This window comes from Enterobacter sp. RIT637, assembly GCF_019718755.1.
Classification (GTDB): domain Bacteria; phylum Pseudomonadota; class Gammaproteobacteria; order Enterobacterales; family Enterobacteriaceae; genus Enterobacter.
Window position 1 is genome coordinate 100,231 of sequence record NZ_JAIHAZ010000008.1, and the last position, 25,839, is coordinate 126,069.

The 25,839-nt window shown below is 56.3% G+C and carries 20 protein-coding genes; 12 read left to right on the forward strand and 8 right to left on the reverse strand.

Annotation, left to right across the window (positions count from 1 at the left end):
- From K5E19_RS13930 to fhuB, 6 genes are all read left to right on the forward strand, one after another.
- Complete coding sequence (locus K5E19_RS13930) at window positions 1-2,478, forward strand: fimbria/pilus outer membrane usher protein (protein ID WP_221551739.1); 2,478 nt, start codon at window positions 1-3, stop codon at window positions 2,476-2,478.
- Between the two features lie 12 nt (window positions 2,479-2,490).
- Window positions 2,491-3,495 (forward strand): fimbrial protein, encoded by a 1,005-nt coding sequence (locus K5E19_RS13935; protein WP_221551740.1) that lies wholly within the window; start codon window positions 2,491-2,493, stop codon window positions 3,493-3,495.
- A gap of 203 nt (window positions 3,496-3,698) precedes the next feature.
- Window positions 3,699-5,948 carry a ferrichrome porin FhuA gene (fhuA, locus tag K5E19_RS13940; protein ID WP_221551741.1) on the forward strand — a complete coding sequence of 750 codons (2,250 nt, stop codon included), beginning with the start codon at window positions 3,699-3,701 and terminating at the stop codon, window positions 5,946-5,948.
- A 50-nt stretch (window positions 5,949-5,998) separates the two neighbouring features.
- Window positions 5,999-6,796 (forward strand): Fe3+-hydroxamate ABC transporter ATP-binding protein FhuC, encoded by a 798-nt coding sequence (gene fhuC / locus K5E19_RS13945; protein ID WP_221551742.1) that lies wholly within the window; start codon window positions 5,999-6,001, stop codon window positions 6,794-6,796.
- On the forward strand, window positions 6,796-7,686 hold the full coding sequence (gene fhuD / locus K5E19_RS13950) for a Fe(3+)-hydroxamate ABC transporter substrate-binding protein FhuD (protein WP_221551743.1): 891 nt from the start codon (window positions 6,796-6,798) through the stop codon (window positions 7,684-7,686). The genes fhuC and fhuD overlap by 1 nt, the downstream gene beginning before the upstream one ends.
- On the forward strand, window positions 7,683-9,665 hold the full coding sequence (gene fhuB, locus K5E19_RS13955) for a Fe(3+)-hydroxamate ABC transporter permease FhuB (RefSeq protein WP_221551744.1): 1,983 nt from the start codon (window positions 7,683-7,685) through the stop codon (window positions 9,663-9,665). The genes fhuD and fhuB overlap by 4 nt, the downstream gene beginning before the upstream one ends.
- A 93-nt stretch (window positions 9,666-9,758) precedes the next feature.
- Here fhuB and hemL read toward each other — a convergent pair whose 3' ends face one another.
- A complete protein-coding gene (gene hemL, locus K5E19_RS13960; protein WP_221551746.1) occupies window positions 9,759-11,039 on the reverse strand; it encodes a glutamate-1-semialdehyde 2,1-aminomutase in 1,281 nt (426 codons plus the stop codon).
- Window positions 11,040-11,214: 175 nt separating this feature from the next.
- Between hemL and clcA the strand changes: the two genes are divergently transcribed.
- Window positions 11,215-12,615 (forward strand): H(+)/Cl(-) exchange transporter ClcA, encoded by a 1,401-nt coding sequence (clcA, locus tag K5E19_RS13965; protein ID WP_221551748.1) that lies wholly within the window; start codon window positions 11,215-11,217, stop codon window positions 12,613-12,615.
- An 86-nt stretch (window positions 12,616-12,701) separates the two neighbouring features.
- Complete coding sequence (gene erpA, locus K5E19_RS13970) at window positions 12,702-13,049, forward strand: iron-sulfur cluster insertion protein ErpA (RefSeq protein ID WP_010426752.1); 348 nt, start codon at window positions 12,702-12,704, stop codon at window positions 13,047-13,049.
- Window positions 13,050-13,120: 71 nt separating this feature from the next.
- Here erpA and K5E19_RS13975 read toward each other — a convergent pair whose 3' ends face one another.
- Genes K5E19_RS13975 through mtnN form a run of 3 tightly spaced genes read right to left on the reverse strand, consistent with a single transcriptional unit; the run spans window position 13,121 to window position 15,266 of the window.
- Window positions 13,121-13,744: a TRIC cation channel family protein gene (locus K5E19_RS13975; protein ID WP_221551750.1), complete on the reverse strand. Its 624-nt coding sequence runs from the start codon at window positions 13,742-13,744 to the stop codon at window positions 13,121-13,123.
- 30 nt (window positions 13,745-13,774) lie between these two features.
- The gene (gene btuF / locus K5E19_RS13980; protein ID WP_221551753.1) at window positions 13,775-14,575 is read right to left on the reverse strand and encodes a vitamin B12 ABC transporter substrate-binding protein BtuF; all 801 of its coding nucleotides are present in this window, start codon (window positions 14,573-14,575) and stop codon (window positions 13,775-13,777) included.
- The gene (mtnN, locus tag K5E19_RS13985; RefSeq protein ID WP_221551754.1) at window positions 14,568-15,266 is read right to left on the reverse strand and encodes a 5'-methylthioadenosine/S-adenosylhomocysteine nucleosidase; all 699 of its coding nucleotides are present in this window, start codon (window positions 15,264-15,266) and stop codon (window positions 14,568-14,570) included. The genes btuF and mtnN overlap by 8 nt, the downstream gene beginning before the upstream one ends.
- A gap of 82 nt (window positions 15,267-15,348) precedes the next feature.
- Between mtnN and dgt the strand changes: the two genes are divergently transcribed.
- The 3 genes from dgt to cdaR all read left to right on the forward strand — a co-directional run bounded on the left by dgt (window position 15,349) and on the right by cdaR (window position 19,736).
- A complete protein-coding gene (gene dgt / locus K5E19_RS13990; protein WP_221551755.1) occupies window positions 15,349-16,863 on the forward strand; it encodes a dGTPase in 1,515 nt (504 codons plus the stop codon).
- A 132-nt stretch (window positions 16,864-16,995) separates the two neighbouring features.
- Window positions 16,996-18,432 carry a serine endoprotease DegP gene (gene degP, locus K5E19_RS13995; protein WP_114979144.1) on the forward strand — a complete coding sequence of 479 codons (1,437 nt, stop codon included), beginning with the start codon at window positions 16,996-16,998 and terminating at the stop codon, window positions 18,430-18,432.
- A 146-nt stretch (window positions 18,433-18,578) separates the two neighbouring features.
- A complete protein-coding gene (cdaR, locus tag K5E19_RS14000) occupies window positions 18,579-19,736 on the forward strand; it encodes a DNA-binding transcriptional regulator CdaR (RefSeq protein ID WP_221551756.1) in 1,158 nt (385 codons plus the stop codon).
- A 104-nt stretch (window positions 19,737-19,840) separates the two neighbouring features.
- On the opposite strand, the gene K5E19_RS14005 is transcribed toward cdaR, so the two are convergent.
- The 4 genes from K5E19_RS14005 to map all read right to left on the reverse strand — a co-directional run bounded on the left by K5E19_RS14005 (window position 19,841) and on the right by map (window position 24,732).
- Window positions 19,841-20,230: a DUF3461 family protein gene (locus K5E19_RS14005; RefSeq protein WP_010426739.1), complete on the reverse strand. Its 390-nt coding sequence runs from the start codon at window positions 20,228-20,230 to the stop codon at window positions 19,841-19,843.
- Window positions 20,231-20,341: 111 nt separating this feature from the next.
- Window positions 20,342-21,166, reverse strand: a complete 825-nt coding sequence (gene dapD, locus K5E19_RS14010) for a 2,3,4,5-tetrahydropyridine-2,6-dicarboxylate N-succinyltransferase (protein ID WP_008501915.1) — start codon at window positions 21,164-21,166, stop codon at window positions 20,342-20,344.
- Between the two features lie 32 nt (window positions 21,167-21,198).
- Entirely contained in the window at window positions 21,199-23,874 is a 2,676-nt protein-coding gene (glnD, locus tag K5E19_RS14015; RefSeq protein ID WP_221551757.1) for a bifunctional uridylyltransferase/uridylyl-removing protein GlnD, read from the reverse strand.
- 63 nt (window positions 23,875-23,937) lie between these two features.
- Complete coding sequence (map, locus tag K5E19_RS14020; RefSeq protein ID WP_221551758.1) at window positions 23,938-24,732, reverse strand: type I methionyl aminopeptidase; 795 nt, start codon at window positions 24,730-24,732, stop codon at window positions 23,938-23,940.
- Between the two features lie 320 nt (window positions 24,733-25,052).
- Here map and rpsB point away from each other — a divergent pair, with 320 nt between their 5' ends.
- Window positions 25,053-25,778, forward strand: a complete 726-nt coding sequence (gene rpsB / locus K5E19_RS14025; RefSeq protein WP_003856207.1) for a 30S ribosomal protein S2 — start codon at window positions 25,053-25,055, stop codon at window positions 25,776-25,778.
- Window positions 25,779-25,839: the final 61 nt, after the last annotated feature.

Below are 25,839 nucleotides of genomic sequence, written 5' to 3' on the forward strand. Positions count from 1 at the left end.
ATGTCGTCATCTTTACTTCACAAACAGGTACTGTCCGGGATCGCGCTGGCGCTGCTCGCCGCGATCCAGCCTGCAAGTGCGGATGACGAATTCAACCTGCGGATCCTTGAACTGGATACCCCCCTCGAAAATACCTCCACGCTCAAAAATTTCATCAATGATAATGGCTTACTTGCGGGGAGCTACCCCACGACCATTATGTGGGATCGCGACGTTCTGGATACACGTACGATCACCTATGTGCTTTCTGACGACAAACAGCATCTGCTGCCGGGGCTGACCAAAGCGGACCTGCGCGAGTACGGCGTGAAAGTCGACACGATCCCGGACTTAAAGGGGCTCGACGACGAGGCTTACGTTCGGGACATCTCTCATTTCATCGAAAATGCACGGTACGATTACGATCAGGATAACCAGACTCTGAAACTGGTTATTCCGCAGATCTATCGCGATCGCACCGCCGCCGGGGCGATTAACCCGAAATTCTGGGATGACGGTGCGCCTGCCGCCTGGACAAGCTATCAGCTCAGCGGTTCTCAGCAGCACTACAGTTCGGGCAAAACCTCTTCAACCTGGCTGGGGCTGGAGTCGGGGATGAATCTGGGGGCGTGGCGACTGCGTAATAACAGCACCTGGAGCGACACTTCTGGCTGGGAGGCCATCGCCACGACTTTACAACGTGACATCAAGACGTTGAAAAGCCAGCTTGAGATGGGGCAGACGTATACCAATGGCGAGCTTTTTGACAGCGTCCAGATGACCGGCGTGAAGCTGGAAACGGACACCGCTATGTTGCCCGTCAGCCAGCAAGGCTTTGCGCCTGTCGTGCGGGGTATTGCTAATAGCGACGCGAAAGTCACCATCAAGCAAAACGGCTACACCATCTATCAAACAAACGTCTCGCCGGGGCCTTTTGAGATCCGCGACTTAAGCCAGGTAACATCCGGTGCCGATCTGGAAGTGACCGTCGAAGAGGCGGATGGCAGCGAACACAGCTTTATACAGGCCAGCGCGTCGGTGCCGGTGCTACAGCGAGAAGGCGGTTTTAAGTACTCGCTGGCAGCAGGGCGCTATCGCGGTAACGAAGGTGAAGATGAACCCATCTTTGCGCAAGGTACGGCCATCTATGGTCTGCCTTACGGCGTCACGGCCTATACCGGCGCGCTGGGGGCGTCACTGTATCATGCGCTGCTGCTGGGGCTTGGTGCCGACCTGGGGCGCTTCGGCTCCGCGTCTGTCGATCTCACTGCTGCGCGTACCGCGTTTGATGACGGGCGTGACGATGCCAGCGGTTTATCGTGGCGTGCCCAGTACTCAAAAGATATTCCTGACACGGATACGACCGTCACGCTTGCCAGCTACCGCTACTCCACCTCGGGGTTTTATACCTTTCAGGAGGCTATCGATCAGCGGGACAGCGAGATTGATGACGGTATCTATACCTACCGCAGAACCAATAACCGCCGTAGCCGCATGCAGTTAAACCTGTCCCAGCGCATTTCAGACTGGGGCTCGGCGTATCTCAACGGCTATCAGCAGGATTACTGGGACATGGACGGCCATGAGCGTAGCGTCAGCGCGGGGCTAAGCTCCAGCTGGCGCGATATCACCTTTTCGATAAGCTACAACCTGACCCGCACGCCGGACGCTGATACTGACCGGCAGATGGCGTTGACGGTCAACATTCCGTTTTCAAAGTGGCTGCCTGACTCCTGGGCAACCTACAGCGCTAACACCGCCAGCGGTGGGTTTGTCTCGCATCAGGTCGGGCTCGGCGGTACCGCGCTGGAGGACAATAAGCTGAGCTACAACCTCCAGCAGAGCTATGCCAATCAGAACACCGGCTACGGCGGCAGCCTGTCCGGGCGTTACCGTGGTGCTTCGGGTGAGGTTGGGATGGGCTACAGCTACGGTGGCGATAACAGACAGTGGAACTACAGCGCGCAGGGATCAATCGTTGCCCACGAGCATGGCGTGACGCTGGGGCAACCCGTACGCGACGCATTCGCCATTGTGCACATTAAGGATGGCGATAACGTCAAAGTGCAAAACGGACGCGGCATCTCTACAGACCGTTTTGGTAACGCCATTGTGCCCTCTCTGACGGCCTATCGGCACAACGTCATCACCGTAAATACCCAGGACCGGGAAGATATTGATATCGATGCGGCAACGCTCGATCTCGTGCCGACGAAAGGGGCGGCGCTGCACGCTACGTTCGACGCTCGCGTTGGACGACGCGCTCTGGTGACCTTGCTCTATGCGGGCAAGCCCGTTCCGTTTGGAGCAGTGGTGGCGCTGGAGAGTACCTCCGCCATCGTCGGGGATGACGGTGAGGTTTACCTCACGGGGCTGTCCGGCAAAACAACGTTTAGCGTGCAGTGGGGGGAAGAACGCGATCGTCAGTGTCAGGGAGTACTGGATCTTCCCTCTCAGGGTTCAGCAGGGATCGTGAAAGCCACGGTCAACTGTCATTAACAGAGGTATTTCATGCGTCAATGCTGTTCAGCCAAAACGTTTCTTTCACCACTGCTGTTCTTGCTCGCGGGCGCCTTTTTCCATTCAGCCCATGCGGACTGTACCTTTAACGGCAGCTCTGACGTAGACGCCGTGGTGACGTTTCAACTTCCGCCAATGATCGTGGTTGAGCCCGATACGCCCGTCGGCACCGTGATTTATGATGCCAGCGTCGAGAGTAAAGAAGTTAAGGTGGATTGTTACGGTGACGCGCAAGTTCGTCGCGGGTATGTGTATTTGACGGATACCGATGCGCGCGAAGATGTTATGTCGGGGCTTTATCAAACCAACGTACCGGGTATTGGCATCCGTGCGGCTTCGTCGAACGAGCGGTTCCCTAGCTACAATGAGGAGGATCTTGTCCGGCCCATGCATTATGTGGGATCGATACACGGCTCTTCGCAGAGTACATCTGTATTTCGCGCCGCCGCGCAGTTGGTCGTCACAGGCGATATCCAGGAGGGATATCTGGATACTTCACAATTAACGTCAGTGGATATTCTGGGCAACGCGGTGATTGGTGAAATGCGGTTTTCCCCCACCAGCGTTCACATTACGACCAATACCTGTAATCTGGTCGACCGTAACATTTATGTGCCGTTGAAAACGGTCAACGCTCAGGATTTTGACGGGCAATACTCAGACGTTCTCACCGACGGCAGTTTTAAGATTGAAATCACCGACTGCGCGGCGGGGACAAAGGTCGATTATCAGTTCACCAGCGCGGGTTCGACGGGGGTGACGAACGGCAATATCCTCGGCATCGCTGCCGGAGATTCCGCCGCCGCGGGTGTCGGCATCCAAATTCTCGACAAGAACAATACGGTGCTGCAGTTTGACCAGAACTACACGGCGATAACCAGCACCCAGGACAAGGTTCCTGTCGAAATTCCCCTCAAGGCGCGCTACGTCAAAACGGGGGAGGTTAAAGCGGGCAAAGTCGACTCCGTCGCCACGTTCGAGGTGTTTTACCGTTAATCCTCTCTGCCCGTTTCGGCGGGCTTTAGCGATCATTTCGCTAACCTCATTAACCCTCTCTTTTCATCTGGTTAATTCTTAAACCCTTAAATCTTGTAGGGGCGCTTACTGCTTGCTATGCAGCCAGCGTTTCGCATATTATTCTGCGGTCATAATAATAATTCTCGTTTACGTTATCATTCACTTTTCCATCAGAGATAAACATGGCGCTTTCCAATACTGCTCAGCCAATTAACACGTCGCTGCGTAAAATCGCGGTTGTCGTAGCCACAGCGGTTGCCGGCATGTCTACTTACGCACATGCGGCCGAAACCCCGAAAAAAGAAGAAACCATCACCGTTACTGCCGCACCTGCTGCGCAGGAAAGTGCCTGGGGGCCTGCTGCGACAATTGCAGCACGGCAATCCGCTACCGGGACCAAAACGGATACCCCGATTCAAAAGGTGCCCCAGTCTATTTCGGTAGTGACGGCAGAAGAGATGGCTCTGCATCAGCCTCGCTCGGTGAAAGAAGCCCTGAGCTACACGCCGGGCGTTGCGGTAGGCACACGCGGTGCGTCCAACACTTATGACTACCTGGTTATTCGTGGTTTTGCGGCCGACGGTCAGAGCCAGAATAATTACCTCGACGGTATGAAGATGCAGGGGAACTTCTATAACGACGCGGTAATTGATCCTTATATGCTGGAGCGCGCTGAAATCATGCGTGGACCGGTTTCCGTTCTGTACGGAAAAAGCAGCCCTGGTGGTTTGCTGAACATGGTGAGTAAGCGCCCAGCAACCGAGCCGCTGAAAGAGATCCAGTTCAAAGTGGGCACGGATAGTCTGTTCCAGACCGGCTTTGACTTTAGCGATGCAATTGATGACGACGGTGTTTACTCTTACCGTTTAACGGGTGTCGCGCGTTCTAACAATGCCCAGCAGGAGCGTGCTGAAGAGCAGCGTTACGCCATCGCGCCATCTTTCTCATGGCGTCCGGATGATAAGACTACCTTTACTTTCCTCTCTTACTTCCAGAACGAGCCTGAAACGGGCTACTACGGCTGGTTACCAAAAGAGGGAACGGTTGATCCTCTGCCAAACGGCGACCGTCTGCCAACGGACTTCAACGAAGGGGCGAAGAACAACACCTATTCCCGTAACCAGAAAATGGTGGGATACAGCTTCGACCACGAATTCAACGATACCTTTACCGTGCGTCAGAACCTGCGTTTTGCTGAGAACAAAACCTCGCAAAACAGCGTTTACGGCTATGGTGTATGTACCGATCCGGCGAACAGTGGCAACAAACAGTGTGCTGCCTTGGCCCCAGCGGACAAAGGGCATTATCTGGCGCGTAAATACGTTGTCGATAATGAAAAGCTGCAGAACTTCACCGTTGATACCCAGTTGCAGAGCAAATTCTCTACCGGTGAGGTGGACCACGTCCTGCTGACCGGCGTTGACTTTATGCGCATGCGTAATGACATCAACTCCTGGTTTGGCTATGACGATTCTGTACCGCTGCTGGATCTCTACAATCCGGTGAACAGCGATTTTGATTTTGGCTCAAAAAATCCGGCTAATTCTGGCCCTTATCAGATCCTCAATCGCCAGAAACAAACGGGTCTGTATGTTCAGGATCAGGCGCAGTGGGATAAGGTGCTGGTGACTCTGGGCGGCCGTTATGACTGGGCCGATCAGGAATCCTACAACCGCGTGGCAAATACCACTTCTACGCGTAACGATACACAGTTCACATGGCGTGGCGGTGTTAACTACCTGTTTGATAACGGTGTGACCCCGTACTTCAGCTACAGCGAGTCTTTCGAACCAGCCTCACAGACAGATGCACAGGGTAAACTGTTCTCTCCGTCTAAAGGCAAACAGTACGAAGCGGGCGTGAAATACGTTCCGAACGACCGTCCAATCGTGGTTACCGGTGCAGTGTATCAGCTGACCAAAACCAACAACTTGATGGCCGATCCAGCGGGTACATTCTTCTCCGTTGAAGGCGGCGAGATCCGCGCCCGTGGTGTCGAAGTGGAAGCGAAAGCGGCACTTTCTGCAAGTGTGAACGTTGTCGGTTCTTATACCTACACTGATGCAGAATACACCACCGACACCAACTACAAAGGCAACACACCAGCGCAGGTACCTAAACACATGGCATCCCTGTGGGGCGATTACACTCTGTATGATGGTGCGCTGTCTGGTCTGACGCTGGGCACCGGCGTTCGTTACACCGGCTCCAGCAAAGGCGATCCTGCGAACACCTTCACGGTGGGCAGCTACACCGTGGTTGATGCGCTGGTGAGATACGATCTGGCGCGTGTGGGCATGGCGGGCTCTAATGTGGCGCTTCACGTGAACAACCTGTTTGATCGTGAATACGTTGCCAGCTGCTTTAACACCTACGGTTGCTTCTGGGGGGCTGAACGTCAGGTTGTTGCCACCGCGACCTTCCGCTTCTAATCTCTCTTTGGGCACGGTTCGCCGTGCCCTTTTTATTTAAGTTGGCTGATATGCAGGATAATCAAACGCAATCCGACACCACCTTTTCGCTCAGTAATCTCTCCTTTCGCGTACCCGGACGCACCTTGCTGCATCCGCTCTCACTGACCTTTCCTGCGGGGAAAGTTACTGGCCTGATTGGTCACAATGGCTCCGGTAAATCTACGCTGCTCAAAATGCTGGGGCGCCATCAGCCGCCGTCGGAAGGCGATATTCTGCTGGACGGTCAGCCGCTGGAGAGCTGGAACAGCAAGGCCTTTGCCCGCAAGGTGGCGTATCTGCCGCAGCAGTTACCGCAGGCAGAAGGAATGACGGTGCGTGAGCTGGTGGCGATTGGCCGTTATCCGTGGCACGGGGCGCTTGGGCGCTTCGGCGTCGCCGACAGAGAGAAAGTGGAAGAGGCGATTGCGCTGGTAGGGTTAAAGCCGCTGGCGCATCGTCTGGTGGATAGCCTGTCCGGCGGCGAGCGTCAGCGCGCGTGGATTGCGATGCTGGTGGCGCAGGACAGCCGCTGTTTGCTGCTGGATGAACCAACCTCTGCGCTGGATATTGCCCACCAGGTCGATGTCCTGGCGCTGGTGCATCGCTTGAGCCAACAGCGTGGTCTGACGGTGATTGCGGTGCTGCATGATATCAACATGGCAGCGCGCTACTGCGATTATCTTGTGGCCTTACGCGGCGGAGAGATGATCGCTGAGGGAACGCCGTCTGAGCTGATGCGTAGCGAAACGCTGGAAACCATTTACGGTATTCCGATGGGGATTTTGCCTCACCCAGCCGGGGCTGCACCGGTGAGCTTCGTCTACTGATGCTGGATTCAATCTCAATGAGCCGTCGTCGCCTGCTCATGGCGATGGCGCTGTCACCGCTGCTGTTAAAAATGAATACCGCTCGTGCCGCCGCGATAGATCCACATCGTATTGTGGCGCTGGAATGGCTGCCGGTCGAGCTGATGATGGCGCTCGGCGTCACGCCCTATGGCGTGGCGGATATACCTAACTATAACCTCTGGGTTAACGAGCCGAAGCTGCCGGACTCGGTAATCGACATCGGCCTGCGAACGGAGCCAAACCTCGAACTGCTTACCCAGATGAAACCGTCGTTCCTGTTCTGGTCTGCGGGCTACGGTCCGTCAGAAGAGACCATGGCGCGCATTGCGCCAGGACGCGGATTCTCTTTCAGCGACGGTAAAAAACCGCTCGCGATGGCAAAAAACTCCATTAACGAGATGGCGCATTTCCTCAACCGCGAGGCGGAGGCCAAAAAACACCTCGACGAATTTGATGCCCTGATTGATTCCCTGAAGCCGCGTTTTGCTCGCCGGGGCGACCGTCCTTTACTGATGGTGACGCTGCTGGATGCCCGGCATATGCTGGTCTTCGGTAATAACTGCCTGTTCCAGGAAGTGCTCGACAGCTTCGGTATTCGCAACGCCTGGGAAGGGGAGATGACCTTCTGGGGCAGTACCGCCGTTGGCATTGATCGCCTGGCTGCATTTCGCGATGTGGACGTGCTGTGCTTCGATCACGGCAACGAGCGCGAAATGCAAACCCTGATGGCGACCCCGCTCTGGCAGGCGATGCCGTTCGTACGCGAGAAACGTTTCCTGCGCGCGCCAGCAGTGTGGTTCTACGGCGCGACGCTGTCAGCGATGCATTTTGCCCGCGTGCTGGACACCGCGATGGGAGGCAAGGCATGAGTACGCGCATTGCCCGTTTCCCGGCGCTTCTGCTGGCGCTGCTTTGCCTTGTCGCGCTGGCGTTAACCTGGTTCAACCTCTCGACCGCGTTACCGCGCGAGCAGTGGGGCGCTGCCTTTGCCGCGCCGGATATCGATAATATTCAGCAAATGCTGTTCCACTACAGCCTGCTGCCGCGTCTGGCGATCTCCCTTTTAGTCGGCGCTGGTTTAGGGCTGGTGGGCGTGCTGTTCCAGCAGGTTTTACGTAACCCGCTGGCAGAGCCAACCACGCTCGGCGTCGCGACCGGTGCGCAGCTTGGGATCACCATCACTACGCTGTGGGCGCTGCCGGGTGCGTTAACCTCGCAGTTTGCAGCACTCGCGGGGGCATGCGTGGTGGGCGCACTGGTCTTTGGCGTGGCGTGGGGTAAACGTCTTTCACCGGTTACGCTGATCCTCGCGGGTCTGGTGGTCAGCCTCTACTGCGGGGCAATCAACCAGTTGCTGGTGCTGTTCCATCACGATCAGCTGCAAAGCATGTTCATGTGGAGTACCGGGACGCTCACCCAGACCGACTGGAGCATCGTGCAGCGCCTGTGGCCGCAGTTGATTGGCGGCGTGGTACTGACGCTGCTGCTGTTACGTCCGCTGACCCTAATGGGGCTGGACGACGGCGTGGCGCGCAATCTGGGTCTTGCCCTGTCGCTGGCCCGCCTGGGCGCGCTGGCGCTGGCGATTGTGCTGAGCGCTTTGCTGGTGAACGCGGTCGGCATCATCGGGTTTATCGGCCTGTTTGCGCCTCTGCTGGCGAAAATGCTCGGGGCGCGTCGTTTGCTGGCGCGTCTGATGCTGGCCCCGCTCATTGGGGCGCTGATCCTCTGGCTTTCCGATCAAATCATTCTCTGGCTGGCGCGAGTCTGGATGGAGGTTTCTACCGGGTCGGTGACTGCACTCGTCGGTGCGCCGCTGCTGCTGTGGCTGCTGCCGCGCCTGCGCAGCATGAGCGCGCCCGCCATGGATGCGGGTGATAAGATCCATGCTGAGCGGCAGTCGGTCCTGTGGTTTAGCCTTGCCGGTCTGGCGGTGCTGATCATCGCCTCGTTCGTGGCGCTCTCCTTCGGGCGCGATGCCTCGGGCTGGCACTGGGCAACGGGCGATTTACTCAACGAACTGCTGCAGTGGCGCTGGCCGCGTATCTTCGCGGCGCTGATCGCCGGTGTGATGCTGGCGGTCGCGGGGTGCATTATTCAGCGTCTCACCGGCAACCCGATGGCTAGCCCGGAAGTCTTGGGTATCAGTTCTGGCGCGGCGTTTGGCGTGGTGCTGATGCTGTTCTTCGTGCCGGGCAATGCGTTTGGCTGGCTACTGCCAGCTGGCAGTATCGGTGCGGCGGTCACGCTGATGATTATCCTGATAGCTGCCGGTCGCGGCGGGTTTTCACCTCACCGCATGCTGCTGGCCGGGATGGCGCTGAGCACCGCCTTTACGATGCTGCTGATGATGCTTCAGGCCAGCGGCGATCCGCGTATGGCGAAGATCCTGACCTGGATTTCCGGCTCAACCTACAATGCCACCGGCAGTCAGGTTGTCTGGTCAGGGAGCGTTATGATCGTGCTGCTGGCGGTGGTTCCGCTGTGTCGCCGCTGGATGACCATTCTGCCGCTCGGCGGTGAAACCGCGCGTGCGGTGGGGATGGCGCTGACACCAGCGCGCGTGGCACTGCTGCTGCTGGCGGCGTGCCTGACGGCGACGGCAACCATGACGATTGGACCGCTGAGTTTTGTGGGGTTAATGGCACCACACATTGCCAGAATGATGGGCTTCCGCCGGACGATGCCGCATATCGTCATGTCGGCCCTGACGGGCGGGGTGATGCTGGTGTTCGCGGACTGGTGCGGAAGAATGGTGCTATTCCCGTATCAGATCCCGGCGGGTCTGCTTTCGACCTTTATTGGTGCGCCGTACTTTATTTATCTGTTGAGGAAGCAGAGCCGGTAATAAAAGTAAACGGCAATCCTTAGATTGCCGTTTTAGTGTTTGCTCCCTCTCCCCGTGGGAGAGGGTTGGGGTGAGGGCATCAAGCCGCACATCTTACAGCTTCGCAAACACCTTACGTGCCGCGTCGATGGTGTTATTGATATCTTCTTCGCTGTGCGCCACGGACATAAAGCCCGCTTCGAACGCTGACGGTGCCAGGTACACGCCTTCGTCCAGCATCAGGTGGAAGAAGCGCTTGAAGCGTTCAACGTCGCACTTCACCATGTCCTGATAGCAGGTCACGGTTTTCGCATCGGTGAAGAAAATCCCGAACATCCCGCCCACGTGGTTAACCACCAGAGGGATACCGGCCTCTTCTGCCGCTTCCAGCAGGCCGTTTGCCAGCTGCGTGGTCAGGTCAGTCAGGGTTTCGTGAATGCCAGGCTGAGCCACTTCGGTCAGGCAGGCAAAGCCCGCCGCCATGGCGATAGGGTTACCGGAGAGCGTGCCCGCCTGGTAAACCGGGCCGGTTGGTGCCAACGCTTTCATGACGTCTTTACGACCCCCGAATGCGCCGACAGGCATGCCGCCGCCGATGATTTTGCCGAGGCAGGTCAGGTCCGGCTCAACGCCGTAGTAAGACTGAGCACCCGCCAGCGCTACGCGGAAACCGGTCATCACTTCATCGATGATCAGCAGCGCGCCGAACTCGTCGCACAGGGCGCGCAGGCCCGGCAGGAAGTCAGGCTGCGGTGGGATGCAGTTCATGTTGCCCGCAACCGGTTCAACGATAATGCAGGCGATCTCCTGCGGATACTGCTCGAACGCCGCGCGAACGGTAGCAAGATCGTTGTAGGTGCAGGTCAGGGTGTGCTTCGCGAAATCTGCCGGTACGCCCGGCGAGTTTGGCTGGCCGAGCGTCAGCGCGCCAGAGCCCGCTTTCACCAGCAGACAGTCGGCGTGGCCGTGATAGCAGCCTTCGAATTTGATGATTTTATCGCGGCCCGTAAAACCGCGCGCCAGGCGGATGGCGCTCATGGTGGCCTCGGTGCCGGAGTTCACCATACGTACCATGTCCATGGTCGGCACCAGTTCGGTGACCAGCTCCGCCATTTTCAATTCCATTTCGGTTGGCGCACCGAAGCTCAGGCCGCGCTGAGCCGCTTCAATCACCGCGTTACGAATGGCAGGGTGGTTGTGCCCCAGCACCATCGGGCCCCAGGAGCCGACGTAATCGATATAGGCTTTGCCATCGACATCATACAGATACGCGCCGTCAGCACGTTCGATAAACAGCGGCGTGCCGCCCACGCCGGTAAAGGCGCGCACAGGTGAGTTCACACCACCCGGAATAAGCTCGCGGGCTGCACTGTAGAGGTTTTCTGACTTGCTCATGGCGTCGTTCCTGGTTCGTATAAAATGATTAAGCACACTATTCTAAGTGATTCGGGAAGGTTATGAAATTTTTACCCTGGTAATGCTTTAAGATTTGTTAAGTAATTTTCAGGAGACGGTGGGGCGGTCTCTGGTAAAATCCTGACAGCGATTTGTATGACGAAAAGAACAGGCAATGAAAGCAGATTCACCCTCATTTGAAGAACAACAGTTTGCGCGCGCGCGACACCGCATCAGCATCCGACGACTGCTCAACCGCGACAAGACGCCGCTGGCTATTCTGCTGGGCGCTGCCGTGGTGGGAACCCTGGCGGGGCTGGTGGGCGTCGCGTTCGAGAGGGCTGTCAATGGCGTGCTCAACTGGCGTATTGGTGCCGTTGCGGGTTACGCCGATCGTGAATGGCTGGTCTGGATCCTGGCGTTTGGTTTATCTGCACTGCTCGCCATGATGGGCTATTTTCTGGTGCGGAAATTTGCTCCGGAAGCGGGCGGTTCAGGGATCCCGGAAATAGAAGGGGCGCTTGAAGAGCTGCGTCCGGTCCGCTGGTGGCGCGTGCTGCCCGTGAAGTTTATCGGCGGCTTGGGCACGCTTGGTGCGGGAATGGTGCTCGGGCGCGAAGGGCCGACCGTACAGCTGGGTGGTAACGTTGGCCGTATGGTCAGCGACCTGTTCAGGATGCGCAGTGCTGAAGCCCGCCATACGTTGCTGGCAACCGGTGCCGCCGCAGGGCTTTCCGCCGCGTTTAATGCCCCGCTGGCGGGGATCCTCTTTATCATCGAAGAGATGCGCGCTCAGTTCCGCTATAACCTGATCTCGATAAAAGCGGTGTTTACCGGGGTGATCATGTCGAGCATCGTCTTTCGCCTTTTCAATGGCGAAGGGGCGGTCATTGAGGTCGGGAAACTGACCAATGCGCCGGTCAATACGCTGTGGCTGTATCTGATCCTCGGCATGGTTTTTGGCATTGTTGGCCCGCTGTTTAACAGCCTTATTTTACGTGCTCAGGACATGTTCCAGCGGATCCACGGCGGCAACACGACCAAATGGGTGCTGGTGGGCGGTCTGCTCGGCGGCGCGTGCGGGGTTCTGGGCTTTATCGAACCCAACGCGGCAGGCGGTGGCTTTGGGCTTATCCCCATTGCGGCGGCGGGAAATTTCAGCATTGGTCTTTTGCTGTTTATGTTCATCTCGCGGGTCATCACCACCGTACTCTGCTTCTCCTCCGGCGCGCCTGGCGGCATTTTCGCCCCGATGCTGGCGCTGGGCACGCTGCTGGGAACCGCTTTTGGCATGGCGGCGGCTGTGGGTTTCCCGGCCTATCATCTTGAAGCCGGCACGTTTGCCGTCGCTGGAATGGGGGCGCTGCTCGCCGCGTCCCTGCGTGCCCCCCTGACCGGGATCGTGCTGGTGCTTGAGATGACGGACAATTACCAGCTCATTTTGCCAATGATCATTACCTGTCTCGGCGCGACACTATTAGCCCAATTCCTGGGTGGAAAACCGCTATACTCCACCATTCTTGCAAGGACCCTGGCGAAACAGGAGGCTGAACGGGCCTCAACGCAGAATACTTGAATGAATTACCAGGGTATTAGATAATGAAAAAAAGAATTGGGTGATTTTTACCCAATAGCAGTATGCAGTATTCATGGGAGCATAAGATGAGTGATGACGTAGTAGCTGTACCGCTCGAATTTACCGAAGCAGCAGCCAAAAAAGTGAAAGTCCTGATTGCCGATGAAGACAATCCGGAACTGAAACTCCGTGTTTATATTACCGGTGGTGGCTGCAGCGGCTTCCAGTATGGTTTTACCTTTGACGACCAGGTGAACGAGGGCGATATGACCATCGAGAAGCAGGGCGTCGCGCTGGTGGTTGACCCGATGAGCCTGCAATACCTGGTCGGTGGTTCGGTTGATTACACCGAAGGTCTGGAAGGTTCGCGCTTTGTAGTGACCAACCCGAACGCAACAAGCACCTGTGGGTGTGGGTCGTCGTTCAGTATTTAAGAGGGGGCGGGCTGATGCCCTCTCCCCGGCAAAACACTAAAAACGGTAACCTGGCGGTTACCGTTTTGCTTTTACCTTCCATTCTCATCCAGGGCAAACGTCGGCAGCTTCAGGTGCCAGCGTATCGCCGCTAAACGTATCACCAGCGTCACGACCATCCCCAGCATCGCGGCATTTTCCAGCGGGATCGCAAAGGTGTAATACGCGGTGGCGTGAACAATTCCACCGACGATACATGCCGTTGCGTAAATTTCAGTACGCAGGATCATCGGCACTTCACGCGCCAGAATGTCGCGAATGATCCCGCCGCCCACGCCGGTTAATACACCCATGCAGATCGCCACCATCGGACCGGTACCCGCATTAAACGCCTTATTGACGCCAATACCGACAAACACGGCCAGACCGACGGCGTCGAGCACCGGCAATATCCATTTGGGTAATCTGCGGGGCTGACGAACCAGTAGAATGGTCAACATGCAGGTGACCATTGCCACCACCAGATCGGTGGGATCTTTTACCCAAAATACCGGGCCGTTCGCCAGCGCCATATCGCGGATTGTTCCGCCGCCCACGGCGGTCACAACGCCCAGCACCAGCACGCCAAACGGATCCATGCGCAGTTTTCCAGCGAGTAAAACGCCGGAGATAGCAAAAACGGCTGTGCCAAGAATATCCAGCCAATACACGAGCATCGTTAAATCCTCGAAAAGTATTTATCTATGTTAGTGACTCTCTGCCAGCGCGGCACAGAGTTGTTTTGCGGCGAGGATAATACGCGGGCTGGCGCGTTCAAACCAGTCACCGTTGAGCGGGATCACCGGAATTTTAAGCTGGCTTTGCCACAATTGTTCAACTTTAGGAATCTCGCTCGCATTTCCGACCACGACGATGGCCTGCGGCTGGCGTGCAAGCACCTGTTCACGACTGACCTGAGGCCAGGGTACCCGGCTGGCTGCAAAGATATTTTCGCCGCCGCAGATTTCCAGCACCTGATTCTGAATCGAACCTTTTCCGGTGGTGAACAACGGCTGGCTACCAAATTGCAGGAAGATACGTTTTTTGGTGGGAGTGCTGTACCGGGTTTTCAGCGCCGCATAGTCGCTGAGCATCTGTTTCGCAGCGTCCTCGGCTTTTTTGGGCGTAGGGCTGAAAGGAGCCAAATCGCGCAGCGTCTGGGCGATTTGCTCAATACTGACTGCGTCAACCCACATGACCTTAATACCCAGTGAGGTCAGTTGGTTGACCTGCCGCTCGGCATTGCCTCCACGCCAGGCCAGTACGAGGTCAGGCTTGAGGGCCACAATACGCTCGAGGTTCATTCCTTGCCAGGTCGCGACCTGCTCAATGCTGGCGGCCTGGGGGGGATAATCCGAAAAGCTACTCACGCCAACAGGGGTGATACCGGCAGCAAAGGCCAGTTCGGTATTCGCGGGGGAGAGAGTAATCACACGCGGCGCGGCGAAAAGCCATGCCGGTGCGAGGAGAAGCAGGGCGGCCAGCGCCCTGACGATATGTTTAGCCACGAGCCAGTTTCTGCACCAGACGCTCCACCATGACGGTGGACTGTTTTGCCGCCACAACAAGGAACTCGTCAAAGCTAATGTGGGACTGCTGGTCTGCCACGTCAGAGATCGCGCGAACCACCACGAACGGTACGCTGAAGTTATGGCAAACATGAGCAATCGCGGTCGCTTCCATCTCAACGGCAACCGCCTGCGGGAAGTTATGACGGATTTTCGCCAGACCCACGGAGCCGTTAATGAACGCATCACCGCTGACAATCAGGCCGCGTACCGCATTGAGGTTCAGTTCTGCGATGCAGCTTTCTGCCGCGGCAATCAGGTTGTCGTCGGCTTTAAACCCGGCCGGGCAGCCCGGAAGCTGACCGTACTCGTAACCGAACGCGGTGACGTCGGCATCGTGGTAACGCGCTTCGTCGGAAACGACGATATCACCCACGCTCAGCGTCGGCGCCAGGCCGCCCGCAGAGCCAGTGTTAACGATCACGTCCGGCTTGCAGCGTTCGAGCAGCAGGGTCGCACCCAGCGCAGCCGCAACTTTACCGATGCCAGATTTCAGCAGAGCAACGTCAACACCGTTCAGCTGGCCGGTGTAGATCTCACAACCACCCAGAGAGAGAGTCTGACGGTTCTCAATTTTGTCACGCAGCAGCGTAACTTCTTCTTCCATTGCACCAATAATGCCGATTTTCATAGATTTACTCGCGATGTGCCTTGTTAAGATGCATAGTCTATCATGCGGTTAAGGGGAAACGCATTCTCACGCGGGGGAGCACATGGCACCAATCGATTTTCGCACCAAAATTAACTGGCACCGACGTTTCCGTTCGCCGCAGGGCGAAAAGAGCGAACATGAGATCCTGCGTATCTTCGAGAGCGATCGCGGGAGGATCATTAACTCGCCCGCTATCCGGCGCTTGCAGCAAAAGACCCAGGTGTTCCCGCTGGAGCGTAACGCCGCGGTGCGCACGCGCTTAACCCACTCCATGGAAGTTCAGCAGGTTGGGCGCTACATTGCCAAAGAGATTTTGAGCCGCCTGAAAGAGCAACGGCTGCTGGAAACTTATGGTCTGGATGAACTGACCGGGCCGTTTGAAAGCATCGTTGAGATGGCCTGCCTGATGCATGACATCGGCAACCCGCCCTTTGGGCATTTCGGCGAGGCGGCGATCAACGACTGGTTTAAGCAGCGGCTTTACCCTTTGGACGCGAAAAGCCAGCCGCTGAGCGACGATCGCTGCGTGGTGAGGGATTTACGCCTGCGTGAGGGTGAAGAGGGCCTTAACGATCTGCGTCGCAAAGTCCGTCAGGATCTCTGCCATTTTGAGGGTAACGCGCAGGGGATCCGCCTGGTGCACTCCCTGATGCGCATGAACCTGACGTGGGCCCAGGTGGGCTGCATACTCAAATACACGCGCCCGGCCTGGTGGATGGGAGAAACGCCTGCCACGCATAGCTACCTGATGAAAAAGCCGGGCTACTATCTTTCCGAAGAGGCCTATATTGAGCGGCTGCGTAAAGAACTCTCATTAACGGCAAAGGGGCGTTTCCCATTGACGTGGATTATGGAAGCCGCCGATGACATTTCCTATTGCGTGGCCGACCTGGAAGACGCCGTTGAGAAAAGAATATTCAGCGTCGAGGAGCTTTATCAGCATCTTTATGATGCCTGGGGTAAACATGAAAAAGGGTCGCTGTTTTCTCAGGTCGTCGAAAATGCCTGGGAAAAATCGCGCTCGAATTCCCTCAGCCGCAGTACCGAAGATCAGTTCTTTATGTATTTGCGGGTCAATACATTAAATAAGCTGGTGCCTTACGCGGCGTCGCGCTTTATTGATAATTTGCCGCTGATTTTCAGCGGGGAATTCAATCACGCGCTGCTGGAAGATGACAGCAGTTTCAGTCAACTCCTTGAGCTTTATAAACACGTGGCGATGCGCCATGTGTTCAGCCATCCGGACGTGGAGCAGCTAGAGTTGCAGGGATACCGGGTGATCAGTGGGTTACTGGAAATTTACTCCCCGTTGCTTCACTTATCGGTGGATGAATTCAGTGAGCTGGTGGAACACGAGCGCGTGCGGCGAATACCTATCGAATCCCGGCTTTATCAGAAACTTTCTACCCGCCATCGTCTGGCGTATGTCGAAGCGATTGGTAAGCTGGAGCGCCACTCCCCTGAATGGCCAGTAATGGAATATTATTATCGCTGTCGACTTATCCAGGACTATATCAGCGGCATGACAGATTTGTATGCCTGGGATGAATACCGCAAGCTGATGGCCGTGGAATAAGCGCTGAGTTTTGTAAAGACGACCAATAAATTTTTACTTTTTCCATAAACTTAATCCCGGAACTAAGCGGTATAAAACGAATCTGAGTTACACAGCAATTTTGCGTCATCTGGTAAATCGAGATTGAGAAACATGAAAAAAACCACATTAGCAATGAGTGCACTGGCTCTGAGTTTAGGTTTAGCGCTGTCTCCTCTGACTGCTACTGCAGCCGAGACCGCGTCGTCAGCAGCAACCGCGCAGCAGATGCCAAGCCTGGCACCGATGCTCGAAAAAGTGATGCCATCGGTGGTGAGTATTAACGTTGAGGGCAGCACGACCGTCAATACGCCGCGTATGCCGCGTAACTTCCAGCAGTTCTTCGGCGACAACTCGCCGTTCTGCCAGGACGGTTCGCCATTCCAGAGCTCTCCGTTCTGTCAGGGCGGCGGTGCCGGGGATGACAGCCAGGGCGGCGGCCAGCAGCAGAAATTCATGGCGCTTGGCTCGGGTGTCATTATTGACGCCGCAAAAGGCTACGTGGTGACGAACAACCACGTTGTGGATAACGCCAGCACAATTAAAGTTCAACTGAGCGACGGGCGTAAATTCGATGCCAAAGTCGTGGGTAAAGATCCGCGCTCCGACATTGCGCTGATCCAGATTCAGGATCCGAAAAACCTGACGGCGATTAAAATTGCCGACTCTGACGCGCTGCGCGTGGGTGACTACACCGTGGCAATCGGTAACCCGTTTGGTCTGGGCGAAACCGTGACTTCAGGTATCGTTTCTGCGCTGGGTCGTAGCGGCCTGAACGCGGAAAACTACGAAAACTTCATCCAGACGGATGCGGCGATCAACCGCGGTAACTCCGGCGGTGCGCTGGTGAACCTGAACGGTGAGCTGATCGGTATCAACACCGCGATCCTGGCACCGGACGGCGGCAACATCGGGATCGGCTTTGCTATCCCGAGCAATATGGTGAAAAACCTGACCGCGCAGATGGTGCAGTATGGCCAGGTGAAACGCGGCGAGCTGGGTATCCTCGGGACTGAGCTGAACTCCGAGCTGGCGAAAGCGATGAAAGTTGACGCCCAGCGCGGGGCATTCGTCAGCCAGGTGATGCCGAACTCCTCTGCGGCGAAGGCGGGCATTAAAGCCGGGGATGTGATCACCTCCCTGAACGGTAAACCGATCAGCAGCTTTGCCGCCCTGCGTGCCGAAGTGGGCTCAATGCCGATTGGTAGCAAAGTCACCCTCGGCCTGCTGCGCGACGGTAAGCCGGTTAACGTGAGCCTGGAACTGCAGCAGAGCAGCCAGAATCAGGTGGATTCCAGCACCATCTTCAGCGGTATTGAAGGTGCCGAGATGAGCAATAAAGGCGCAGACAAAGGCGTGGTGGTTAACAACGTGAAAGCGAATTCACCGGCAGCCCGTATCGGCCTGAAAAAAGGCGATGTGATCATGGGCGCTAACCAGCAGCCGGTCAAAAACATCGCTGAACTTCGCAAAATTCTCGACAGCAAGCCTTCCGTGCTGGCGCTGAATATCCAGCGTGGTGATACCTCTCTTTATCTGCTGATGCAGTAATCCCCTTAAGCCCCTGTTCGCAGGGGCTTTCTCGTTTCTGTGATTCTTGCCACAACTCCATACTTCTCCCTCTCTCTTTGTGCATTCGCACAATGCAGCCGCAGCTGAACTTCCCTATGCTTGAGCTCTGCTCACGGGAGGGTTCTATGGCTGGCTGGCATCTTGATACCAAAATGGCGCAGGATATCGTGGCGCGCACCATGCGCATCATTGATACCAATATCAACGTGATGGATGCCCGCGGGCGCATTATTGGCAGCGGCGATCGCGAGCGTATTGGGGAATTGCACGAAGGTGCACTGCTGGTGCTCTCCCAGGGCCGCGTGGTAGATATCGACGATGCGGTAGCAAAACACCTGCACGGCGTTCGTCAGGGCATCAATTTACCGCTGCGCCTCGAAGGGGAAATTGTTGGCGTTATCGGCCTGACCGGCGAGCCTGAGTCGCTGCGCAAATACGGTGAGCTGGTCTGTATGACGGCAGAGATGATGCTGGAGCAGTCGCGCCTGATGCATCTGCTCGCCCAGGACAGCCGCCTGCGTGAAGAGCTGGTCATGAACCTTATACAGGCGGATGAGCATACGCCTGCACTCAGCGAATGGGCGCAGCGTCTGGGGATCGACCTGAACCAGCCGCGCGTGGTGGCGGTGATTGAGGTCGATAGCGGCCAGCTTGGCGTGGACAGCGCCATGGCAGAGCTGCAGCAGCTGCAAAACGCGCTTGCAACGCCGGAACGCAATAACCTGGTGGCGATTGTGTCTCTGACTGAAATGGTGGTGCTTAAGCCCGCGCTCAATCAGTTTGGCCGCTGGGATGCGGAAGACCATCGGCGCCGTGTGGATCAGCTGATAGCACGCATGCAGGAGAACGGCCAGCTGCGTTTTCGCGTTGCGCTGGGTAACTACTTTACCGGGCCGGGCAGTATCGCCCGCTCCTGGCGTACCGCGCGCACCACCATGATGGTGGGTAAACAGCGTATGCCGGAAAGCCGCAGTTATTTCTATCAGGATCTGATGCTGCCGGTGTTGCTCGACAGCCTGCGCGGGGGCTGGCAGGCCAATGAGCTGGCGCGGCCATTAGCGCGCCTGAAAGCCATGGACAATAACGGCCTGCTGCGCCGGACGCTGCAGGCGTGGTTCCGGCATAACGTGCAGCCGCTGGCGACCTCGAAGGCGCTGTTTATTCACCGCAATACCCTGGAGTATCGGTTAAACCGGATTTCGGAGCTGACGGGGCTGGACCTGGGGAATTTTGACGACAGGCTGCTGCTGTATGTGGCGCTGCAGCTGGATGAGCAGCGATGATGTTGTTTGCCGGGTGGCGGCTTCGCCTTACCCGGCCTACATGATGGTTTTCTCCCTCTCCCTGTGGGAGAGGGCCGGGGTGAGGGCATCAGGCCGCACCCAACTTATTTGTTGCGAGTTAATTTCTCAAGATCCGCTTCAATCTCGCTGATCTTATTCGTTACAACGCTTTCAAGGTGACGCAGATCGTCAAGGATCTTACGCTTGAGATCGACTTCGGTGCGGTCGCGCTGGCAGATCTGATCGAGTTCATCGATCACATAGCGCAGGTTAGGGCTGATTTCCTGTACTTCTTTGTAACCCTGACCGATGCCGTCAGCCACCACGGTTTTGCGCTGGCGTGGATATTTAAACTTCACGCTTTTGGCGAAAAACTCACCTTTGTCCTTGTGAAAATAGATTTTAAGAATATCGTTATTGGCTTCCTGGCGGAGGCTGTAACGATCAATTTCATCAGGATTGGTAATGCCCAGACTTTTCAGATTATCGTACATAGCGGTACCCTTGATCTCAACATAACCTTTGAATAATTAACGAAAAAATCTATTTTCGCCACCCTCAGATATAAAAAAAGCGGGGTTGCCCCCGCTTTTTGTTATACCCGATTAATCGATGGTGCGCAGCAACTCGTTGATGCCTACTTTACCGCGGGTTTTCGCATCCACTTTCTTCACGATAACCGCACAGTACAGGCTGTATTTACCGTCTTTTGACGGCAGGTTACCGGAAACCACCACGGAGCCCGCAGGAACGCGACCGTAGTGCACTTCGCCGGTTTCACGGTCGTAAATACGGGTGCTCTGACCGATGTAAACGCCCATGGAGATCACGGAGCCTTCTTCCACGATCACGCCTTCTACCACTTCTGAACGCGCGCCGATGAAGCAGTTGTCTTCAATGATGGTTGGGTTGGCCTGCAGTGGCTCCAGAACGCCACCGATGCCGACGCCGCCGGACAGGTGGACGTTTTTACCGATCTGCGCGCAGGAACCGACGGTTGCCCAGGTATCGACCATGGTGCCTTCGTCAACGTACGCACCGATGTTCACATAGGATGGCATCAGCACGGTGTTACGTGCGATGAATGCACCCTGACGTACTGCTGCCGGTGGTACCACGCGGAAACCTTCTTTCTGGAAACGCGCTTCGTCGTAATCCGCGAATTTCATTGGCACTTTATCGAAGTAGCGGCTTTCTGCTCCGTCGATAACCTGGTTATCGTTGATGCGGAAAGAGAGCAGCACGGCTTTCTTCAGCCATTGATGAGTGACCCACTGACCGTCGATTTTTTCTGCCACGCGCAGCGCGCCGGAATCCAGCAGGGAAATAACCTGGTTTACCGCTTCACGGGTCACGGTATCCACATTTGCCGGAGTGATCTCGGCGCGACGCTCAAAAGCGGACTCAATAACGTTCTGTAACTGCTGCATTGTTTACTCTTTCCATTTCACTAAAAAACACGTCACCCTTTATCGTTTGGATTGAGGGCTGCTGTCAACCGTTGTTGCACTTCAAGCTGCAGGTCATTATTAAGGGCACGCCGGTCCGCTGTGGCGATTATAAATAAATCTTCTACTCGCTCGCCAATGGTTGTAATTCGGGCGCCATGAAGCGAAATTCCCAGATCGGCAAAAACCTGACCGACGCGGGCGAGCAGCCCAGGCTGGTCGAGCGCGATCAGCTCCAGGAACGATTTACGGTCGGTGTGGGTCGGCAGGAAATTGACCTCGGTATCGACGGTAAAGTGGCGCAATTTTGCAGGCTGGCGACGCGGCTGCGGAGGCTGCCAGCTGCGCTGGGTAATGGCCTGCTCCAGACCAAAACGAATCCCTTCATGCCTGTCCGACGACAGTGGGCTGCCGTCCGGCTCAAGCACGATAAAGGTGTCCATCGCCATGCCGTCGCGGGTGGTGAAAATCTGCGCGTCGTGAACGCTCAGATTACGCCTGTCCAGTTCGGCGCAGACGGCGGCAAACAGGTAGGGTCGGTCCGGGCTCCAGATGAAGATCTCCGTGCCCCCGCGCGTGGCCTGTGGGCTGAGCAGGATCATCGGCTTCGACAGGTCGTGCTTCAGCAGATGCCGCGCGTGCCAGGCGAGCTGGTTTGGGCTGTGGCGCACAAAGTAGTTGGCGCGGCAGCGCGCCCAGATCTGATGCAGCGCCTCTTCATCAATATTGTCCATTCGCAGCAGCGCCAGCGCCTGCAGCTGATGGTGGCGCACGCGTTCGCGCATGTCCGGGGTGTTCTGCATGCCGCGACGCAGCTGTTTTTCGGTGGCGAAGTACAGCTCGCGCAACAGGCTCTGCTTCCAGCTGTTCCACAGGGTTTCGTTGGTGGCGCAGATATCCGCCACCGTCAGGCAGACCAGATAGCGCAGGCGGTTTTCCGTTTGCACCTCTTCGGCGAACTGCTTGATCACTTCAGGATCCTGAATGTCACGACGCTGTGCGGTGACCGACATCAGCAGGTGATGACGGACCAGCCAGGCCACCAGCTGCGTTTCGCGTGAGTTAAGCCCGTGCAGCTCGGCAAACTTCAGCACGTCCTGCGCCCCCAGCACCGAGTGGTCGCCGCCGCGACCTTTGGCGATATCGTGGAACAGGGCGGCGATCAGGATCAGTTCAGGATGGGAAAGACGTGGCCACAGTTCGACGCACAGCGGATGGCGGGATCGCGTCTCTTCTTTCGCAAAGCTTTCCAGCTTGAGCATCACGCGGATCGTGTGTTCATCCACCGTGTAAGCGTGGAAAAGATCGAACTGCATCTGGCCGACAATGTGCGACCACTGGGGCATGTACGCCCACAGCACGCTGTGGCGGTGCATCGGCAGCAGACCGCGGCTGACGGCGCCCGGGTGGCGCAGCATGCTCAGGAACAGGGCGCGTGCTTCCGGGATGTAGCACAAAGGCTGCGTCAGGTGGCGGCGCGCATGGCGCAGATGGCGCAGGGTGGTGGAGTAGATCCCGGTGATGGTGCTGTTGCGCACCATGGTATAGAACATCCGCAGAATCGCTTCCGGCTCGCGGATGAACAGCGTTTCGTCGCGCAGATCGATAAGCGTCCCGCGCAGCTGGAATTCATCATCAATCGGGCGCGGTTTCTCGTCTGCTGTCAGGGCAAGAATGGCCTCGTCGAACAGCTGCAGCAGCATCTGGTTCAGCTCGGTGACGCGGCGGGTGACGCGGAAGAAATCCTTCATCATGTGCTCAACCGGCTCGTTGCCTTCTCCCTGATAATTCAGGCGCTGAGCCACGCTGAGCTGGCGATCAAACAGCAGGCGGTTATCGTAGCGGGTGACTTCCAGATGCAGGGCAAACCGGATGCGCCACAGCAGGTGCAGGCACTCGTTTAGCTCGTTACGCTCGGCCTCGGTTAAAAAGCCGAAGCCGACCATCTCGTCCATCGAGGTGGCGCCAAAATGGCGGCGGGCGACCCACTGCAGGGTATGAATGTCGCGCAGGCCGCCGGGGCTGCTTTTAATATCGGGTTCAAGATTATAGCTGGTGCCGTGGTAACGCTGGTGGCGCTGGTTTTGCTCCTCGACCTTCGCGGCGAAGAACTTTTCTGACGGCCAGAAGCCGTCGCTGAAGATATGTTTTTGCAGCTCCAGGAACAGGGCGACGTCACCAATCAGCAGGCGGGTTTCAATCAGGTTGGTGGCGACGGTCAGGTCAGATAACCCCTCCAGCAGACACTCTTCCAGGGTGCGCACGCTGTGGCCGACTTCCAGCTTCACGTCCCAGAGCAGAGTCAGCAGTTCGCCAATTTTTTGCGCCTGTTCGTCTGGTAGCTTTTTGCGGCTTAAGATCAGCAGGTCGATATCGGAAAGCGGATGCAGTTCGCCGCGGCCATAGCCCCCGACGGCAACCAGCGCCACGTCGCTAATCTGCCCGAAGCCGTAATCGATCCACAGGCGTTGCAGCAGTTGGTCGATAAACTCGGTGCGTGCTTCGATGAGCTGCTCGGCGGAAATGCCGGCGTCAAACGCGCTTCCCAGCCAGCGCTGGAAGACGTCCATATGCGCTTTGATGTCGGCACCCTTTAGCTCGTGCGGCGGCCAGACGCCCGGGTTGTCGGGCTGGTCGGGGAGGGTGGGAAGGGCTGTGTTAGCATACTGTTCGGGTAAAAGATTACTCATCGTGCGCCACCCATAAGAAAAAGCTATCGCCATTAAAAAAGCCGGCATTCGCCGGCTCTTTTATCACTCAATGTTCGTCAGTATCGCCGGGATGGTGTCATCCTTGCGCAACGTCATAATTTCGCAGCCGTTGTCTGTTACCACAATAGTATGCTCGTACTGTGCAGACAAGCTTCTGTCTTTGGTTTTCACCGTCCAGCCGTCTTTCATGGTGCGGATGCGGTAATCGCCAGAGTTCACCATTGGCTCAATGGTGAAGGTCATGCCTTTCTGCAGCACCACGCCGCCGTCATCCGCATCGTAGTGCAGAACCTGCGGCTCTTCGTGGAAGACGCGACCAATGCCGTGCCCGCAGTATTCACGCACCACGGAGAAACCTTCCGCTTCCACGAACTTCTGGATAGCCGCACCGATAGTGCGCAGACGGATGCCTGGTTTCACCATCTTCAGGGCCAGGTAGAGGCTCTCTTGCGTCACTTTACACAGGCGCTCGCCGAGGATGGTCGGTTTGCCCACGATGAACATCTTAGAGGTGTCGCCGTGGTATTCGTCTTTAATAACGGTCACGTCGATGTTAACGATGTCGCCATCTTTCAGCAGTTTTGCATCGTCCGGAATACCGTGACAAACCACTTCATTTATAGAGATGCACACGGATTTTGGAAAACCGTGGTAGCCGAGGCAGGCGGAGACCGCGTGCTGCTCGTTCACGATATAGTCGCTACAGATACGGTCCAGTTCACCGGTGCTGACGCCCGGTTTCACGAACGGTTCGATCATTTCCAGCACTTCCGCGGCCAGACGACCGGCGACGCGCATCTTTTCAATTTCTTCAGGAGTCTTAATAGAGATAGCCATGTAATCTGTCCATCGGTGTCGATTTTTTCGACAATACTAGTTCAAGTGTCGTCAATGGTAACAGTCCGGCGCACCCAGTGCCAAATTGAGAATCATTAACAGCACACACCGTCAACAATTATTGGTTTCTGGCCGTGTTTTGTGGTATAAAGCGCGCCGGACTTCCGATCCATTTAGATACACAGGCTGGACGGAAGCGACAAATCTCACTTTGTGTAACAACACACACGTATCGGCACATATTCCGGGGTGCCCTTAGGGGTCGGTAATATGGGATACGTGGAGGCATAACCCCAACTTTTACTATAGAGGTTTTAAACATGGCAACTGTTTCCATGCGCGACATGCTCAAGGCTGGTGTTCACTTTGGTCACCAGACCCGTTACTGGAACCCGAAAATGAAGCCTTTCATCTTCGGCGCACGTAACAAAGTTCACATCATCAACCTTGAGAAAACTGTACCAATGTTCAACGAAGCCCTGGCTGAGCTGAACAAGATCTCTTCCCGTAAAGGTAAGATTCTGTTCGTTGGTACTAAGCGCGCTGCAAGCGAAGCTGTGAAAGATGCTGCTAACAGCTGCGACCAGTTCTTCGTGAACCATCGCTGGTTGGGCGGCATGCTGACCAACTGGAAAACTGTTCGTCAGTCCATCAAACGCCTGAAAGATCTGGAAACCCAGTCTCAGGACGGTACTTTCGACAAGCTGACTAAGAAAGAAGCGCTGATGCGCACTCGTGAACTGGACAAGCTGGAAAACAGCCTGGGCGGTATCAAAGATATGGGCGGCCTGCCAGACGCGCTGTTCGTAATCGATGCAGACCACGAGCACATCGCAATCAAAGAAGCTAACAACCTGGGTATCCCGGTATTCGCTATCGTTGATACCAACTCCGATCCGGACGGTGTTGACTTCGTTATCCCGGGTAACGACGACGCAATCCGTGCTGTTAGCCTGTACCTGAGCGCTGTAGCTGCTACCGTTCGTGAAGGCCGTTCCCAGGATCTGGCTTCTCAGGCGGAAGAAAGCTTCGTAGAAGCTGAATAATAAGGTTTTACCCCTTATTAGTACCGTGTATGAATAGGGGCCAATTATCGGCCCCTTTTTT

Bases quoted from the DNA above. Each gene is read 5' to 3' on its own strand.
- rpsB (WP_003856207.1), top strand. From the start codon at position 25,053: ATGGCAACTGTTTCCATGCGCGACATGCTCAAGGCTGGTGTTCACTTT.
- fhuC (WP_221551742.1), top strand. From the start codon at position 5,999: ATGCAGGATAATCAAACGCAATCCGACACCACCTTTTCGCTCAGTAAT.
- fhuD (WP_221551743.1), top strand. From the start codon at position 6,796: ATGCTGGATTCAATCTCAATGAGCCGTCGTCGCCTGCTCATGGCGATG.
- dgt (WP_221551755.1), top strand. From the start codon at position 15,349: ATGGCACCAATCGATTTTCGCACCAAAATTAACTGGCACCGACGTTTC.
- K5E19_RS13935 (WP_221551740.1), top strand. From the start codon at position 2,491: ATGCGTCAATGCTGTTCAGCCAAAACGTTTCTTTCACCACTGCTGTTC.
- fhuB (WP_221551744.1), top strand. From the start codon at position 7,683: ATGAGTACGCGCATTGCCCGTTTCCCGGCGCTTCTGCTGGCGCTGCTT.
- erpA (WP_010426752.1), top strand. From the start codon at position 12,702: ATGAGTGATGACGTAGTAGCTGTACCGCTCGAATTTACCGAAGCAGCA.
- clcA (WP_221551748.1), top strand. From the start codon at position 11,215: ATGAAAGCAGATTCACCCTCATTTGAAGAACAACAGTTTGCGCGCGCG.
- glnD (WP_221551757.1), bottom strand. From the start codon at position 23,874: ATGAGTAATCTTTTACCCGAACAGTATGCTAACACAGCCCTTCCCACC.
- K5E19_RS14005 (WP_010426739.1), bottom strand. From the start codon at position 20,230: ATGTACGATAATCTGAAAAGTCTGGGCATTACCAATCCTGATGAAATT.
- mtnN (WP_221551754.1), bottom strand. From the start codon at position 15,266: ATGAAAATCGGCATTATTGGTGCAATGGAAGAAGAAGTTACGCTGCTG.
- K5E19_RS13975 (WP_221551750.1), bottom strand. From the start codon at position 13,744: ATGCTCGTGTATTGGCTGGATATTCTTGGCACAGCCGTTTTTGCTATC.
- fhuA (WP_221551741.1), top strand. From the start codon at position 3,699: ATGGCGCTTTCCAATACTGCTCAGCCAATTAACACGTCGCTGCGTAAA.
- map (WP_221551758.1), bottom strand. From the start codon at position 24,732: ATGGCTATCTCTATTAAGACTCCTGAAGAAATTGAAAAGATGCGCGTC.
- dapD (WP_008501915.1), bottom strand. From the start codon at position 21,166: ATGCAGCAGTTACAGAACGTTATTGAGTCCGCTTTTGAGCGTCGCGCC.
- hemL (WP_221551746.1), bottom strand. From the start codon at position 11,039: ATGAGCAAGTCAGAAAACCTCTACAGTGCAGCCCGCGAGCTTATTCCG.
- cdaR (WP_221551756.1), top strand. From the start codon at position 18,579: ATGGCTGGCTGGCATCTTGATACCAAAATGGCGCAGGATATCGTGGCG.
- degP (WP_114979144.1), top strand. From the start codon at position 16,996: ATGAAAAAAACCACATTAGCAATGAGTGCACTGGCTCTGAGTTTAGGT.
- K5E19_RS13930 (WP_221551739.1), top strand. From the start codon at position 1: ATGTCGTCATCTTTACTTCACAAACAGGTACTGTCCGGGATCGCGCTG.